Consider the following 15573-nt stretch of genomic DNA (forward strand, 5'->3'; position numbering starts at 1 on the left):
CACAACTCATAGCCTTATTTTTATTTGTTGATATTATCGTTACCTTTTGGTTTTGCCAAAACAGAAATCACTATAAATACTACGCTAAATCCTAATATTATCAAAAGATTAGGAAGAATTTTAGATATTTCCGGAAATTCTTCTAAAATTTCATTGTTACTTATATAGTAAAATCCTGGGAAAATTCTACCTATACTCAATGCAGTTTTCCCTAGTAATTCTTGCGGAACAAATGCCCCACACAAAAACGACGATCCTAGTGAAACGATGTTCATTACTCCTTGAACTGTGTTAGAATTTTTGATTACGTTTGATATCATCACAGCCATCGACACCACAGATATCGTGAATACAAACGAATTAAGCATCATAAGATTGACGTGAGTCTTTGTAAAATCGTATTTGTACAAAACACAGAAAAGTATCATGTAAATTAACCAGAACACAAGTCCTGTGACGATATGACCCAGCATCAACTCCATATTAATTCTAGTTCTTGGACATGGTGATACGTTGTTTCTCATAAGAATTGGTTGTTTTTTGTAGACCAAGGCGATATTTGAAACGACTAATATTACTTGTGCAAGTAGCAGGTAATTTAAAAAGTTGAAGTAGAATTTGGATTTATCTTTTTTGGAATTTACACTTCCCTCTTTAATGCTGACATTAATTTTTTTGTCCAAATCCTCATTCGCGTTTTTTATAGCCTCATCTTCAGTAAATCCACTTTTTTCGTAGGAACTTACTTGGCTTAGATAAATATTTATCTTCTCTTTGATATCCATCGCATAAGCATTATTAGGGGCAACTTTGTACAAAACTTCCTTTGTTTTATCGAAATCCTCTGGAATTATTACAGCTGCGTTTATAATATCATAGAAAAGTTTGTCGTCTACGATTGTTTCATCCATTGTTTTTATCTTGGCGTTCTTGTCCAAATAATCGTACAAAGATTTGGACAGTTTGGTGTTCGCTTTGTCTTGCACATAAATATTTACATCAACGGGTTTGTAGGAAGTTTGTGTCGTGTTTTTTGTCGCAAAGCTCATCAATACGAAAAATATTATCGTGTACAAAAGTATAGGAGTTTTGTGTGCCCATGTGATTTTAAAATAATTTTTAAAGACTCTCATACTCTTTACCTCTCATGAAAAATAGTGACGCTACGACAAATACAACTGTAATTATCAAAAGGTTAATTATATCTTTGTTAAATCGTGCCATCGAATCGTAATAATACAATGAATACACCGCATCTGTAACGACAGCAACAGGATTTATTTTGTTGATAATGGGAAGCTTCTCTGCGATGATTACTTTTATTTCTGGAACCATCATTCCCGCTAAAAAAGACATCAGCATCGTAATAGCGATTCCCATTCCGATTTTTGTATCAAGACTTTTTTTGTTGGATACTCCAATTAAGATGCCAAAAGCAACTCCACAAAAAGATGAAATACTTGCAAGTCCAATCAATGCTCCTATCCTATCTCCGAACCCAACTCCAAGTGCGTATTTCAAATATGCGATAAATAAAACTGTGATTGCAAAATTGATAATCCAGCTGACTAGAACTGATGCAGAAAGCATTACGCTTTTTTTAGTTGGAGAAACTGCGTTACGCTTCGCATTTGTAGACAAGTTCGCTTCGTATTGGAAACTAACGAAAAGTCCCCACATATATCCGTAAATCGTCGTCATCCCTAAAAGCGTGTAGAAAAACACATTCACAGGATTCATGTTTTTTCTTGAAACGTCTTTGATGTGATCGTCTACATTTAAGATTTTCCCGATATCAGCCGTCGGATTTTTCTGCATTATCTTAGTTATCATGGATACTTTTTGAGAATATGAATTCATAATAGTTTCGACGATTGTCTCAGAAATACCAGATTTTTTCGTGTAGATTTTGTCTAATGAATCAATGTACGCTTTTACATCTTCGTTAGTATTCAATATATCTTCGTTTTTTGATTCTACAACCTTGAAATATTTTTCATCTTCCATCTCATTAATGAAGTTTTTGAAATTATCGTCTTGCATAAGAGTTTCATTAACAGCTACATCAATGGTTTTGAATTTACTATTTTCATTGATATTTCCAAATGCTAATTTGAAGAAAATCCCCAGAACAATTGGAAACAACAACGCCCAAAAAAGCATCGCTTTTTGTCTCAAAAGCAGCTTAAAAGTATTTTTAAATGAATGTAGAAACATATCAATCCCTCAAATCTTTGCCCGTTAATTCCAAGAAAACATCGTTAAGACTTGGCTTTTCGACATTCAAAGAACTGTACTGAACATTTTCTTCATCGAGAAGTTTAATCAACTTCATCAAATACCCATCTCCATGAGAAAAATTCAACTTAACATTATCGTCCTTATTTTCAAAGCTCATCAAGTGTGGAAGAGTTTTGATTTGAGATATCACATCTTCATTTAATTCTTTCGCTGTGAAGCTTATCTTCTCGTTCATTTCTATCATATCTTTGAGTTGTTCCGATGAGCCCTTTGCAATGACTTTGCCCTTGTCAATTATCACGATATTATCACACAAGAAATCAACTTCATCCATATAATGCGATGTATAAATTATCGTTGATCCATCTTCGTTTAGTTTTTTTATGCCTTCCAAAATACTATTTCTAGATTGCGGATCAACAGCAACTGTAGGCTCATCTAGGATAATTAGCTCAGGTTTATGTGCAATTCCACAAGCTATGTTAAGTCTTCTTAGTAAACCTCCTGATAATTTTTTCGGTTTAAACTTAACAAAATCATTCAGACTTACCAAATCCAACGCCCTTTTCACAAGCTTACTTCTTTCAGATTTGTCTTGTATGTACAATCCACAGAAATAGTCGATGTTTTCGTAGACAGTCAACTCATCATACACTGCGACATCTTGAAACACCACGCCAATCCTTTTTTTGATATCATAAGCATCAGCAGACATTTCTTTTCCGAAAATCTTCACACTTCCAGAATCTTTTTTCAAAAGCGACAACATGCAATTGATAGTTGTGGATTTCCCACTACCATTTGGACCAAGTAGTCCCAGAATTTCTCCTTTTTTCACGTCCAAATCCAAATTGTCGACCGCAGTAAGTTCCTTGTATTTTTTTACAAGACCTCTGACCTCTATAAGATTTTCCATAAAATCCTCCATAAATTTTATTTCTATCTTTATTATATAATTAATCAATCATTATTGTGTAAAAAGTTTGTAAACAAAGTGCAAAATTAATTATAAAATCACTAAATTCCTTAAATTTGCCAAAAAAATCAGCACAAAGAACAACTTTATGCTGAAATTTTTCGTCTATGCTAATTTCTTTTTATCTTGGATATAAGCAATTATTCCGAATGCTGCACCCGTAACAATCGCTGGCAACAACCATTCAAATCCAACAGAACTTAGAGGAAGGGTTTTGATTGCATCCGCAAAACCTTGTAAAATTTTGAAATTTTTATTCAAAACTTCTACGAAACTCACAACAAATGTCGCAAGCACTGCCCCTGTGTATATTAAATCGTATTTGATATGCTCTTCGAAAATTCCTAAAAATATAAGTACCATAATAATTGGATAAACTGTCGACAATATTGGAACTGCTGCTTTAATGAGCGCTTCAACCCCAACAAGTGAAAGCACACCAGAAATCACAACTGTTGCCAAAACAATTGGTTTGTAGCCCAATTTGTCTTTTGTAATATTCGAGAAGAAATCTCCAGCAATCGCACTGAGCCCAACAGATGTAGTCAAACATGCCAATGACACTGCAATTCCTATGGCTATTTTACCAGCTGAACCTAAAATATTTTGCACAGTTCCAAGTAATATGTCCACTCTTGTGTTTTGAACTGTGTAAATCTTGGATGCTGTCGCCCCAACATAAATCAATCCACCGTAAATAATCGCCAATAAAACAAATGCCACAAGTCCAACCCACTTGACAAGCTTCAATCTTTCTTCGTCATTGACATATCCCTTTCTTTTCAAATCTGAAACTACAATCCCCGTCATAAGTGCTGCTCCAAGAGCGTCCATGGTTTGATATCCTTCTGCAAATCCTTTCATAAATATCTGATTTTCGGTTGCGATATTCATAACACCAATAGGATCTACGATACACTTACCTATAATAACTAATAAAATAACTACCAATCCTGGCGTCAAATACTTCCCTATTTTATCGATAACTCCCGTTTCATTAAATACAAAAATCGCAGTCAACGTAAAAAATATTAATGCAGTTACCCATTCTGGAGTTCCTGGAAAAACTTTCGACACAAAAACTTCGTGAGTTGTCGCTGCAGTTCTAGGAATTGCAAAAAGCGGTCCAATGGTTAATATGATAACGGTTCCAAGAATCTTAGCAAATTTGTTCCCAACTCTTTTTCCAAGATCTTCTGCTCCTCCACCTAGCTTAGCGGTGATGATTACGCCAAGTATAGGTAGTACAGGGTCTGTCAACAAAAATCCTAGCATCGCTTTTTTGTACTCAGTTCCCGAAAGCACACCTAAATAAGGTGGAAAAATCAGGTTTCCTGCGCCAAAGAATATTGCAAATAATGCAAATCCTACGATAATGACGTCCTTAAATTTCTTATTCAAAATATCCTCCTATGTATTTCTATATCTTTATAGAAAATGATTTCATAATTAAATTTTAATTCTAAAAAGTTTTATTGTCAAATTTATTTATTCCATTATCAAAATAAAGCGTAAGATTTTTACAAATAAAATTTTGCAAAAAAATCATAGGCCACATCAATGACCTATGATTATAATTTTATTCTACTACTTTTCCGCCCTTTTTCTTTTGTTTGTCGTTGTAAACTTTCTTAGCTATACCAATCATGATTGATAATGCAAACAATGTCAAAAGACCCAAGAAAAGTTTTTGCGCTCCACCAGTCAATGTTCCTCCAACATATGAATAAACAATTGTTGCAGGTAATTGACCAATTCCAGTCGCTATGAAGAATGACCAGAATCCCATGTTAGTAAGACCTGCACCATAACTTACAAAGTCGAATGAAACAAATGGTAAAAGTCTACAAATTAATATTGCATATTTTCCGTATCTTTCAAAAAATACGTCAACACTTTCCATAGCACCTTTGCTTGTTAGTCTTTCAACAGCATCTCTTCCCAAAGCTCTGGCTAAGAAGAAGCAAAGTGCAGCTCCTGCCATCGCTGATGACCAAGAAAGCATAGCTCCCTTAACCCATCCAAATATTGCAGCATTTGATAAAGTAATCAAGAATGCTGGGATAGGGGCCGCGATTGATTGTAATATCATTAAAACAAATGATACGACTGCTGCTTGTTTTCCGTAAGATCTCAAATAAGCTACTACGACATCCGTATCTAATTTTGAAATCGTGGAGAAGGCTTCATTAGTCTTTGCTTTGATTGAAGGTACGAAGAAATATAATCCCAACAACACTCCAAGAATAATTAAAGCGATAATTCTTTGGATTTTTCTCTTGTGTTTAAGTTCAGCTATTTCTTCAGGTGTTTTTTCTTCTCTTAAATCGCTAAGTTTAACTTCTTCTTCTCTCATAGCTTTACGTTCTTCTCTACTATAATACTTTTGATATTTCTTCTGAGTAAGAACTATATAGAGGTTGATTAAGTTAACAATTACGATAACTGCGATTGTAGGAACGAGAATATTCTTAACTGGTCCATGATACATTATAAACTCTTTTACAATGTAGATAAGACTTTGAGTTTTCCCACCTATTAGTGCAATTAAGAATATCGCCGCTTCCAAAGCAAAGAATACATATCTGTTGATATTTGTATAAGCAATTCCTAGTATCAATCCAAAAGCCGTAAAGATAAACATTACTAGCTGCTGGCTAACCATCATCTCAAAATTTACGTTGAATAACAAAAGTAAACAACATAAAACCCCGATGGCTACGCCCGTAGTTAAATAATAAAATATCGCCCTTAACTTTTTCACTTGATACCTCTATTAATCTTCTAGAGTATAAGTTACAGCTACATAAGTTCCATCTTCTGGAAGTACATCAGGGTTACCAGTAAATTTAACTTCGTTTCTCTTTTCTACAGCTCCATTAGTGTAAGTTGTATTAGAAATAATTCCTACTGGACAAGAGTCCAAGCAAGTTAGGCAACCTGTTTTTTTGTTTTTTGCTCTTTCTAAGTTTCCACCAAATCTAAAATCAATTTTCTTTCCATTGCTATCTGTTATTACTTCGTTAATGTCGTAATCTTTTCCAGCGCCTTCCCAAGTTACAGTAGCACCTATTTTAGATCCTTCAACGTGAGTTTCAGCTGCATTATCTGGAGTCATATTTTCACCAGGTTTTGCACCAATTTCGATTAATGCGTTGTAGAAATCTTCTGGAGTAGCATAAGCAGTAAGAACTGATTTTGCTCCGTTACTACCGTCAGTATTTACAGAAGCATGTCTTGTGTTTTCTGTGAAGTATTTTCCGTTAACTGAAGATAATACTGTAATTTTCTTAGCTTCTTTGTCAACTTTGATTGGGTTATCCAAAGAAACACCGTTTACTTCATCAGCTTTCTTTTCTTCTTTCTTTTCTTCTTTGTTAGAATCATCTTTCGCTTGTTCAGTTGTTTGAGTATTGTTTGTTTCTTCTTTTTTATCGTCTGCTTTTTGTGAACAGCCAGCTAATCCTACTATTGCTAGACATAACAATCCAGCCAATAATTTTTTTCTTAAATTCATAAATAATCCCTCCATTATCAATTTGATTTGATTTTATTATATCATATAAGTTTAATACTGTATACAAATTAAAGTCAATGAAATATTTTTTAAGATTTTTAATTCATGATTTTTTTCTTGCCGGTAATATAGTCTTCTAATTTGTATATCAGAAAAATATATATCACAGCATTTCCTATCATATGGTTGATATCAAACGGAATTGATGTCATGTATCTTGCAATGAATACATTCATCCCCATGACAGTCATGCATTCCATCAACGTGATTATAAGTCCATACAAAAATCCCGACACAGACAATGCGATAGTTTTCGTTACCAATGTTTTTTTCAATTTAAATACATTGAAAATTGCATAGTTAAATACAGCCAAGATGAAAAAGTCTACCACTTGGAACAAAACCCATATTCCAAATCCAAGCACAAAACTTGTGACTACCATCGTGACTGCATTTACAAATAGTGACTCTTTTAGGTTTTTTTCAATTGCAAGTATCAGTATGACATCCGACAAGATTTTTACATTCGGAATTATATTCAAATAAATTCTTGTCAGGATGCATACTGCTGATAATATTGCAATTCTAGTCAAATCACTAGTTTTCATTATTTCATTTCTTGAAATTTGAATTCTATCTTGTCGTTTTCGTTAACTTTGTAATCGCCGATTCCAACTTCTGCCATTTTATCGTTAACATAATACATCCAGTATTGTTTCTTAGCTGGATCTTGTTTTACGCCTTCTAATTCAGTCATCATACCTTTTTCAAAAACTGCTTTGTGATTTTTTTCAAGGTAAGATTGCAAGTTTTCATCTTTTTTGATTTCTGCATCTTCTTTTAAGATTTCTTTGTTGTTAACTTCATCCATTACAACGATTGAAACCTTAGTAGCTTCACTCTCAGAAGCTTTTTCTTCTGTTTTGTTTTCGTCTGTTTTTGCTTGTTCTTGTGTTTGTTCTGTTTTTTGTGGCTCTTGGGCCTTATCTTTGTCAGCGTTACAAGCTGTCAATGAGAACACAAGCATCATTAATACCAATAATTTTTTCTTCATAATCATCTCTCCTTTGGAAATTCCATCGCCTTAGCGAATATTTTTTCGTAGTCCTTTGTCATTGATAATTCTATATAATTCATATCTTCAGCAAGAGTGGACATTTCTTCCTTTATTTTATCGTTCATTAGACACATGTACGCCCCTATTAAAGATGAATTACCTACATAACTTATTTTGGATTCAATTTCGTAAGGCAGAATTCCCACACCTACGATTGAAGACGGTTTCAAATGACTTCCAAATTGACCTGCGACAATACATTCGTTCAAATCGGAAATATCTAATCCTTCTTCATCCAAAAGTTTTATAAAACCAGAAAGTATCGCTCCTTTTGCAAGTTGCACTTGTCTGATGTCAGATTGCGTGATAACAAGTTCATCAGTCATCATGAACTCTCTTTTATCATCTACAATTCTTACCAAATCTTTTCTAAAATCATCGACAGAGTTTGGATCGATAATCCTACCTCTCTTGTTGACGATTTTATTTCTAACAATTTCACTGATTACAGCAAGAATACCACTTCCACAAATTCCTTTTGGAGGTTTGTCGCCGATAGTTTGTAATTTGACATTTGACCCGTCAATTAAAACATCTTCGATGGCTCCTTGTTCTGCTCTCATTCCACATTTTATATTCATACCTTCAAGTGCAGGACCAGCTGCACAAGAACAACAATATAATTTATCATTAGTCTTCAAAACTATTTCGCCGTTCGTACCGATATCTATAAACAGTGTGTTTTCTCTGTTTCTCATATCAGTAACATAAGCACCTGCTACAATATCTGCTCCAATATACGCTGAAACATTTGGCAAAGTGTACAATTTTGCGTCCAAATTCAGTCCAATATCTTCGCACATCACACTCTTTGCTTCAGTGAACACTGGTTTGTACGGGAATTTCCCCAAGCTTCTTGCATCCACTCCCAAAAGCATGTGAACCATCGTAGTGTTCGCCGCAATGTCAACTTCTTTTATATCTTTTCTGTCGATTTTTGATTCGACAATCATTTTATCAATAAGTTTATTCATAGAACTTACAATGCTGTGTTGGAGAATTTTCGCTGCATTTTCATTTTCAAACTCAAACGTAATTCTCGTAAGCACATCCAAGCCGTACTTTGTTTGGGCATTAAGTGCGGAGTTTTTCGCGATGATGTCTCCAGTTTTCAAATCTACTAAATTCATGCACACAGTTGTAGTACCAATGTCCACGCAAATCCCGTAGCCGTCTCTGTATTGTTTTTCAAATTCTGGCATATCTCCTGAATCGAGCACATCAATGGAGCTGTTTTCGCTCAAAGTTTCCACGATAACATCTCCACTCATTGTAACTGCACACGAAAGCCTAACGCCGTTTTCGATTTCTTCTTTTTTCAAAAGTCTTTTTTCGGTATCAGTTATTTCGTTGACATTTCCTTCTACAACTTTTATCTTACACTTACCACAAGTTAACTTACCATTGCATGAGTTATCGATGTAGATGTCGTTTTCAAGCAAAGCATTCATCAAATTGTAGCTTTTGTTGTCTTCTAATTCAATTGTTCTATTTAAATTATTAATTCTTATCTTCATAATCGTAATTCTTAGATGCTGTTATTATTGATTTCAAATTTTCAAGTGGCGATCTCATACCTATTCCACAAGCTGGAGACAGGATATTTGATCCGTTGTTTACTGATATTTTTGCTAGTTTTTGGATTTTTTCACTGTCTGAATATTCAAGCGCATAAGTCGACACATTACCCATCAACACGTGATGCTTCAAAACTTTCTTCGCATCTTTCAAAGATACGATTGAGTCGAAGCTCAAGCAATCAGAGTGAATGTCGTTGCACAAATCAAGTACAGGAGTCATCCTTCCACATATGTGAACAATTTTTGGAACGTCTTTTATTCCATCCAAAAACTTATTCAAATATTGTACAGTGAATTCTTTGAAGAATTTAGGTCCCATAATTTCACCAGTACCAGAAGGATCTGAAACTGCGATAACATCTGCTCCTGCGTCTATTTGTCTATTCGCAAATTCTATTAAATGATCTGTCACATAATCCATAAATTCGTGAACTCTTTGTGGGTCTTTTCTAAGAGCCTTGTAGTATTTTACAGAATCCATTATTGATGATGCAGTGCTAACAGGTCCTGTGATATTTCCAATAATTGGGGCGTTTTTTTCTTCGTCCTTCAAGATTTTAATAGCCTCAATCACGATATCACTTCTGGAATCTTCCTTCTTGAAATCTTTTATCTTTTCCCAATCTTTGATGTTATCGAATGCGTATTCAATAACGTGTGGTTCATAAATTTCATTTCCAAAATCGACAACAGAACCCATATCTTCGGCTTCAATCGTCATGCAGAATGGAACTCCGATATTCTCAAAAATTTTCTCGTCGTAGATAGCTTTTGCCAAATCAGCCATTTTCCTAGCATCCAAGTGAGCTTCTGGAAGATAGATATCTTTCAATTCCATTAGCTCTTTGGATATCATATTCATCATTCCCCCCGGACAAATCACAGGAATTCTGTCGATGAAAATATGATTTAAAGCATTCTTCAATCTATCTTTTTCGTTAATCATTTCTGTCCTACTTATCTTTTCCAACTAATTTCTTAGCAGCTTCTACAGCTTCTACAGCATTTTCAGTGTAAGAATCCGCACCGATTTTATCAGCAAAAGCTTGAGATATAGGTCCCCCACCGATCATAACTTTGAATCTGTCTCTAAGACCTTGTTCTTTTAACATTTCGATAACTTTACCCATGTTGTCCATAGTAGTTGTCATTAAAGTTGACATACAAATCAAATCAGCATCGTTTTCGACTGCTGCATCGATGAAGTTTTGTAATTTAACATCACGACCCAAATCAATCATCTTAAATCCTGCAGTTTGCATCATCAATTTTACCAAGTTTTTTCCGATATCGTGAGTATCTCCTTCAACAACTCCGATAACCCCAACGCCAAGTATGTCGTCGTCATTCATTTCTACATGTTTTTGTAAAACGTCCAAACCAGCATACATTGCATCACTGCAAAGCAAAATATCTGTGATAAAATATTCTTCTTCATCAAAAAGCTTACTTGCTTGTTGCATACCTTTAATAAGTCCGTCGAAGATACCTTGTTTAGCATCAAATCCCTTGTCTATATATTCTTGGCACACCTCAGCGATGTCTTCATCTTCCATTTCTACTACCATTTCTGCCATTTTATCTAAATATTCTTGTTGTGTATTCATACTACCCCCTAATTAAAATCTCATTTATCTTCTTAAATTTCTTATCTGACAAATTCATACATCTGTCTCCGAAAATCTTGTGTTCTCCTTCAAACAAAAAGTCTACGTATCTTTGTTCTTCGTCATTTTCAATAGGTTTAAACTCTGCTTTATCCAAGCTTATCAACGCCATCGTTGATTTTGGGCATAAGTGAAAATTAAATGGCTTGTCGATATTTTGAATATCTTCCAAAAATTTCATCAAAAACTCGTCCACATATAACTGCATTTGCTTAGGACCAATAATATCAGCACCCGCCAAACTATCGGAAAAACTAATCAATTGTATTCCACTGTCAACCAATTTTTCGATATATTCCACCAAAGCTTTTCTGATTTCATCATAAAGTTCAACGATTTTATCGTGTTTTTTTCTAAAAGATCTGAAAACCACCTCAGAGCTTGCCAAGTTATCTAATATAACCAATGGGCCAGCTACCTCAACAATTACTCTTTTATCATCCTTCATCTTATCAATTGCTTCAAACAAAGCCTTAACATGTTTTTGATTGTAATCAAAATCAATCACAATATCATCCACATTATCGTACTTGTACTTGCTTACTTTTCCAAGTTCTGCAACAGCACCCATGGCTTCTGATTCTAATGTAGAAGACATCGGAATACTCGCATAATCCTTGTCCTTAAAATATTCAACCAAACAGTCCGCATCTTCAAATAATCCCGGATCAGTGATGGGTGTAGTTTCCATTACAATACAATCATAAGTTCCAACTTTACTCATTATTCACCTCGATTATTACAAAATCATCGCTATCAGATAACGAATCTGATACTTCTAATCCACTCAAAGTTTTGCTAACGAAAACTTTCTTATCTGCAATCTCTACATTTCCCTTCGCTCTCACGATACTTTTTGAATCCAAAAACTTTTCCAAATCTTCTTTTGAATTGAATTTCAATTTCTTTTGAACATTGGTCTTAAACTTAGAATCCTCGTGAGAATGCTTATCGTGGTCGTGATGATGGTGTTTGCCACAGCATTTGTGACCGTCACCGTGACAACAACATTCGTGTTTGTCTTGCTTTTTATTATCATAAAATTCACTTACAATATCATTTGGATTTATCTTTCTGAAATCTTCCTTATGAATAATTGCATGCTTGTTAAATTGTTCGATTGAATTCTTCACTTCTTCGATTTTTTCTTCTTCCAAGTTTTCAATGTTCGTTATGTATATTATATCAGCATTTTTTATTTGATCATTGAAAAATTCTCCGAAATCATCGTGAAAGCAAATGTAACTGTCGCAATCGACAATTGTCACGCATTTTTGGATTTGCAAATTCTCTTCGTCTTTCAAAACTTCCAATATATCCGTTAGCTTTGCAACTCCTGTCGGCTCAATTATGATGTACTCAAATTGGTCTTTGTCGATTTTGTGAATAATTTCCTTAAAATCGCTCTTCAATCCACAGCAAATACATCCCGAATTGATTTCAATTATATCGTCGTTTTTAATCAACATTGAATCAATACTCACATCACCAAATTCATTCTCCAATACCAAAGTATTTTTGGAAAAACCCAAAATGTGATTGATAAAAGTTGTCTTGCCTGAACCTAAAAATCCCGACACTATTATTGTTTTCATATTATCACCCACTCTAATTTTATCATATTATATATTGAATATTATCTAAATAATAATTACTTATTGGATAATTAAATAAATCAACTTTCCGATTTTGATAAAGCATCTACTTTGCTATGATAAATTTTTATGATTATTTTTATCTTATATTCCTTTTTGTCAATTAAGAAATCATTATCACAAAAATATTTTTGTGTTAAATTAAATGTTTTTAACCTACAAATCAATTTTATTAAGTTTTTATTTAATTTTAATGAATAAAAACTACAACTTATAAAATATTTCAATAAATGACTGAATTTTTCTATGATAAAATTATAATGAAATTTATAGCAACAAATTCATTAAATTATTTTTAAAATTTAAAAAGGAGGATTTATATGTTCAAAGATGAGATGACTCCAAAGGAGAGAATGGAGGCCTTCTCAAAAGGTGAAGAAATGGACAGAATTCCAGTTGTTCCTGATATGGGCGTTACAATGAGTGATTTTCTGGGATATAAAACTTGGGATTATTATTCAAATTCTGATGTAATCGCCGATACGGAAGTAGCTTTGTTCAAAAGGTTCTACCACGATTCCATCAGTGTGTCCACTACTTTAAGAGGAATGGCAGAAGCGATGGGAACTGAAATTTGGTATCCAGAAGACAGTATTTCCCAACTAAAAGATCCAGTTGTGAAAAAGGTCGAAGATATCGAAAAATTAAAAATCATCAATCCATTAAAAGATGGAAAGCTACCAGTGTTAATCGAAGCATTGGAAAAAATCAGAGATCAAGTCGGAGATGTTGCATCAATCGGTGCTGCAATGACTGGACCATTCTCTGTAGCCGCAAGTGTTTTGGGTACTGAAACTTTACTTCGTTGGATGGTTAAGAAAAAGGATGCCGTTCATAAAATTATGGATATCATAACAATCAATAACGGAGAATACATTAAGGAAGTTGGTAGTAGAGGATTTGGAATGGGATTTGCCGATCCAGTTTCAAGTACTACTTTGATTCGTAAGAAACAATTCGAAGAATTTTCACTTCCATATTTGAAGAGAAATATTGCAGATGTTAAAAAATACTGTGGTTCTTCTGCAGGGTTACATATTTGTGGTGATTCTAAAGATTTGTGGCCACTATTAAAAGATTCTGGAATTGGTAACTTCTCACTTGATAACTGTGAAAGTTTATTGGAAGCTAAGGAAATTCTTGGTAACGACATTGTTATCACAGGAAATGTTCCTCCAGTAGATGTTATGTATTTGGGAAATACTGAAGATGTTAAAAGATCTGTAAAAGAATGTATCGACATCGGTTACGATTCTCCATGTGGATATGTGTTGTCTACAGGTTGTCAAATTCCAAAAGGAACAAAAATGGAAAATATCGATGCGTTCATGGAATACGGACGTGAATTCGGAAATTATAAAAGATTAAAGGAGCTAAAAAATGAAACCAAATAAAAAAGCACTTCTTCCACTTGTAGTGTTTGTGCTATTCTATGTATTATCAGGTGTAGTATTGTCACTTCGTGGAGTAGAAATGCCATTCTATCAAATTCCTTCACCTATTTCTATAATGATTGGTGTTGCTGTAGCATTCATTATTTTTGAAGGAACTATCAACGAAAAAGCCGACGATTTTGTAAAAGGCTGTGGCGATGAAAACATAATTATCATGTGTATTATTTACTTATTAGCTGGAGCATTTGCTCAAGTTACTAAGGCAAGTGGCGCTGTAGATTCTGTTGTAAACTTCAGTTTATCAATCGTACCTGTAAACTTCTTGGTACCAGGAATTTTCTTGATTTCGACATTCTTGTCAATTGCGACTGGTTCATCTGTAGGATCAGTAGTAGCATTGGGACCTATAGTTTTCGGGGTTGCCGAAAAAATAGGAATCAATCCTGCTCTTATGCTTGCAGCTTTGATTTGTGGAGCAATGGCAGGAGATAACTTATCATTGATCTCAGATACAACAATCGCAGCTACTAGAACACAAAATATCGGAATGAAACAAAAATTCGTAATGAACTCAAGATTTGCATTCCCAGCAATTATAATTTCTACAATTATTTTCGCAATCATAGGAAGACCAGAAACAACAATCACAATGGTTAAAGAAAGCTACAACTTGGTTTATGTAATTCCTTATTTATTAGTAATTGTAACTGCATTAATGGGAATGAACGTATTATTGGTATTATTCTCTGGTACATTACTAGCTGGGATAATCGGTATGATTTACGGAAAGTTCGACACAATTATGTTGTCACAAACAATTTTTAAAGGATTTACAGGAGTATTAGAAATCTTCTTATTATCAATGTTCACTGGTGGTCTTGCCTACATGGTTAGAAAACACGGCGGTATTGATTGGATCATAATGAAAGTTAAGAAGAAAGTTAAAGGACAAAAAAGTGCTGAAGCTGCAATTGCAACATTAGTTGGACTTACAAACGCTGCTGTAGCAAACAATACAGTTTCTATTTTGATTACTGGTCAAGTAGCAGCTGAAATGACAAAAGAATACGACGTATCACCTTCTCGTGTTGCATCACTTTTGGATACAACAAGCTGCGTTATCCAAGGAATTATCCCTTACGGAGCACAAATCTTAATCGCATCAGGACTTACTGCAGGAAAAGTTGCACCAACAGATATTCTTCCATTCATGGTAAACCAATACGTATTGTTAGCTATGATGATTCTAACAATCATAACAAGATTCGGAACAAAATCTGATCCTGCTACAGAAGTTCCAGACGCTAAATAGTAAAACAAAACACCTCATATGACCTGAACCCGTAAACACGGAATAATTTAATAATATTTTAAGCGGAATGTAATCTGTACATAACAGGGGACATTCCGTTTAATTTTGTTTTAA

The 15573-nt window shown here is 34.1% G+C and carries 15 protein-coding genes; 2 read left to right on the forward strand and 13 right to left on the reverse strand.

Translation table 11 applies throughout. The features are described from left to right. Window positions 1–20 precede the first annotated feature (20 nt). From DES33_RS04285 to DES33_RS04345, 13 genes are all read right to left on the reverse strand, one after another. On the reverse strand, window positions 21–1133 hold the full coding sequence (locus tag DES33_RS04285; protein ID WP_110058175.1) for an ABC transporter permease: 1113 nt from the start codon (window positions 1131–1133) through the stop codon (window positions 21–23). Next, the gene (locus tag DES33_RS04290) at window positions 1120–2217 is read right to left on the reverse strand and encodes an ABC transporter permease (protein WP_110058176.1); all 1098 of its coding nucleotides are present in this window, start codon (window positions 2215–2217) and stop codon (window positions 1120–1122) included. The genes DES33_RS04285 and DES33_RS04290 overlap by 14 nt, the downstream gene beginning before the upstream one ends. A gap of 1 nt (window position 2218) precedes the next feature. Then, entirely contained in the window at window positions 2219–3157 is a 939-nt protein-coding gene (locus DES33_RS04295; protein WP_110058177.1) for an ABC transporter ATP-binding protein, read from the reverse strand. A 165-nt stretch (window positions 3158–3322) separates the two neighbouring features. Next, complete coding sequence (gene brnQ / locus DES33_RS04300; protein ID WP_110058178.1) at window positions 3323–4618, reverse strand: branched-chain amino acid transport system II carrier protein; 1296 nt, start codon at window positions 4616–4618, stop codon at window positions 3323–3325. A gap of 178 nt (window positions 4619–4796) precedes the next feature. Next, window positions 4797–5981, reverse strand: coding sequence for a TVP38/TMEM64 family protein (locus DES33_RS04305; RefSeq protein ID WP_227930616.1), 1185 nt, complete (start codon window positions 5979–5981; stop codon window positions 4797–4799). A 12-nt stretch (window positions 5982–5993) separates the two neighbouring features. Continuing rightward, window positions 5994–6734 carry a YdjY domain-containing protein gene (locus DES33_RS04310; protein WP_094224296.1) on the reverse strand — a complete coding sequence of 247 codons (741 nt, stop codon included), beginning with the start codon at window positions 6732–6734 and terminating at the stop codon, window positions 5994–5996. A gap of 98 nt (window positions 6735–6832) precedes the next feature. Beyond that, the gene (locus tag DES33_RS04315) at window positions 6833–7342 is read right to left on the reverse strand and encodes a hypothetical protein (protein ID WP_002835680.1); all 510 of its coding nucleotides are present in this window, start codon (window positions 7340–7342) and stop codon (window positions 6833–6835) included. Further along, a complete protein-coding gene (locus tag DES33_RS04320; RefSeq protein ID WP_225559912.1) occupies window positions 7342–7788 on the reverse strand; it encodes a DUF4430 domain-containing protein in 447 nt (148 codons plus the stop codon). Before DES33_RS04320 ends, DES33_RS04315 begins: the two co-directional genes overlap by 1 nt. 2 nt (window positions 7789–7790) lie before the next feature. Next, window positions 7791–9368 carry an ASKHA domain-containing protein gene (locus DES33_RS04325; RefSeq protein WP_110058179.1) on the reverse strand — a complete coding sequence of 526 codons (1578 nt, stop codon included), beginning with the start codon at window positions 9366–9368 and terminating at the stop codon, window positions 7791–7793. After that, the gene (locus tag DES33_RS04330) at window positions 9352–10377 is read right to left on the reverse strand and encodes an MtaA/CmuA family methyltransferase (protein WP_094208156.1); all 1026 of its coding nucleotides are present in this window, start codon (window positions 10375–10377) and stop codon (window positions 9352–9354) included. Before DES33_RS04330 ends, DES33_RS04325 begins: the two co-directional genes overlap by 17 nt. Window positions 10378–10384: 7 nt before the next feature. After that, window positions 10385–11038 carry a corrinoid protein gene (locus tag DES33_RS04335; RefSeq protein WP_094207607.1) on the reverse strand — a complete coding sequence of 218 codons (654 nt, stop codon included), beginning with the start codon at window positions 11036–11038 and terminating at the stop codon, window positions 10385–10387. A gap of 1 nt (window position 11039) precedes the next feature. After that, on the reverse strand, window positions 11040–11822 hold the full coding sequence (locus tag DES33_RS04340; protein ID WP_094224293.1) for a uroporphyrinogen decarboxylase family protein: 783 nt from the start codon (window positions 11820–11822) through the stop codon (window positions 11040–11042). Continuing rightward, window positions 11815–12693 (reverse strand): GTP-binding protein, encoded by an 879-nt coding sequence (locus DES33_RS04345; protein WP_227930615.1) that lies wholly within the window; start codon window positions 12691–12693, stop codon window positions 11815–11817. The genes DES33_RS04340 and DES33_RS04345 overlap by 8 nt, the downstream gene beginning before the upstream one ends. A gap of 380 nt (window positions 12694–13073) precedes the next feature. On the opposite strand from DES33_RS04345, the gene DES33_RS04350 reads away from it, so the two are divergent. Further along, window positions 13074–14147 (forward strand): uroporphyrinogen decarboxylase family protein, encoded by a 1074-nt coding sequence (locus DES33_RS04350; RefSeq protein ID WP_094224291.1) that lies wholly within the window; start codon window positions 13074–13076, stop codon window positions 14145–14147. Beyond that, the gene (locus DES33_RS04355; protein WP_094224290.1) at window positions 14134–15459 is read left to right on the forward strand and encodes a Na+/H+ antiporter NhaC family protein; all 1326 of its coding nucleotides are present in this window, start codon (window positions 14134–14136) and stop codon (window positions 15457–15459) included. The genes DES33_RS04350 and DES33_RS04355 overlap by 14 nt, the downstream gene beginning before the upstream one ends. The last annotated feature ends 114 nt before the right edge of the window (window positions 15460–15573 follow it).

Origin of the sequence: Finegoldia magna, from assembly GCF_003182075.1 — a bacterium.
Classification (GTDB): Bacteria; Bacillota; Clostridia; order Tissierellales; family Peptoniphilaceae; genus Finegoldia; species Finegoldia magna.

Coding starts and splice junctions, on each gene's coding strand:
- DES33_RS04345 (WP_227930615.1), bottom strand. CDS start 12,693: ATGAAAACAATAATAGTGTCGGGATTTTTAGGTTCAGGCAAGACAACT.
- DES33_RS04335 (WP_094207607.1), bottom strand. CDS start 11,038: ATGAATACACAACAAGAATATTTAGATAAAATGGCAGAAATGGTAGTA.
- DES33_RS04340 (WP_094224293.1), bottom strand. CDS start 11,822: ATGAGTAAAGTTGGAACTTATGATTGTATTGTAATGGAAACTACACCC.
- DES33_RS04320 (WP_225559912.1), bottom strand. CDS start 7,788: ATGAAGAAAAAATTATTGGTATTAATGATGCTTGTGTTCTCATTGACA.
- DES33_RS04355 (WP_094224290.1), top strand. CDS start 14,134: ATGAAACCAAATAAAAAAGCACTTCTTCCACTTGTAGTGTTTGTGCTA.
- DES33_RS04295 (WP_110058177.1), bottom strand. CDS start 3,157: ATGGAAAATCTTATAGAGGTCAGAGGTCTTGTAAAAAAATACAAGGAA.
- DES33_RS04285 (WP_110058175.1), bottom strand. CDS start 1,133: ATGAGAGTCTTTAAAAATTATTTTAAAATCACATGGGCACACAAAACT.
- DES33_RS04315 (WP_002835680.1), bottom strand. CDS start 7,342: ATGAAAACTAGTGATTTGACTAGAATTGCAATATTATCAGCAGTATGC.
- DES33_RS04310 (WP_094224296.1), bottom strand. CDS start 6,734: ATGAATTTAAGAAAAAAATTATTGGCTGGATTGTTATGTCTAGCAATA.
- DES33_RS04290 (WP_110058176.1), bottom strand. CDS start 2,217: ATGTTTCTACATTCATTTAAAAATACTTTTAAGCTGCTTTTGAGACAA.
- DES33_RS04350 (WP_094224291.1), top strand. CDS start 13,074: ATGTTCAAAGATGAGATGACTCCAAAGGAGAGAATGGAGGCCTTCTCA.
- DES33_RS04330 (WP_094208156.1), bottom strand. CDS start 10,377: ATGATTAACGAAAAAGATAGATTGAAGAATGCTTTAAATCATATTTTC.
- DES33_RS04325 (WP_110058179.1), bottom strand. CDS start 9,368: ATGAAGATAAGAATTAATAATTTAAATAGAACAATTGAATTAGAAGAC.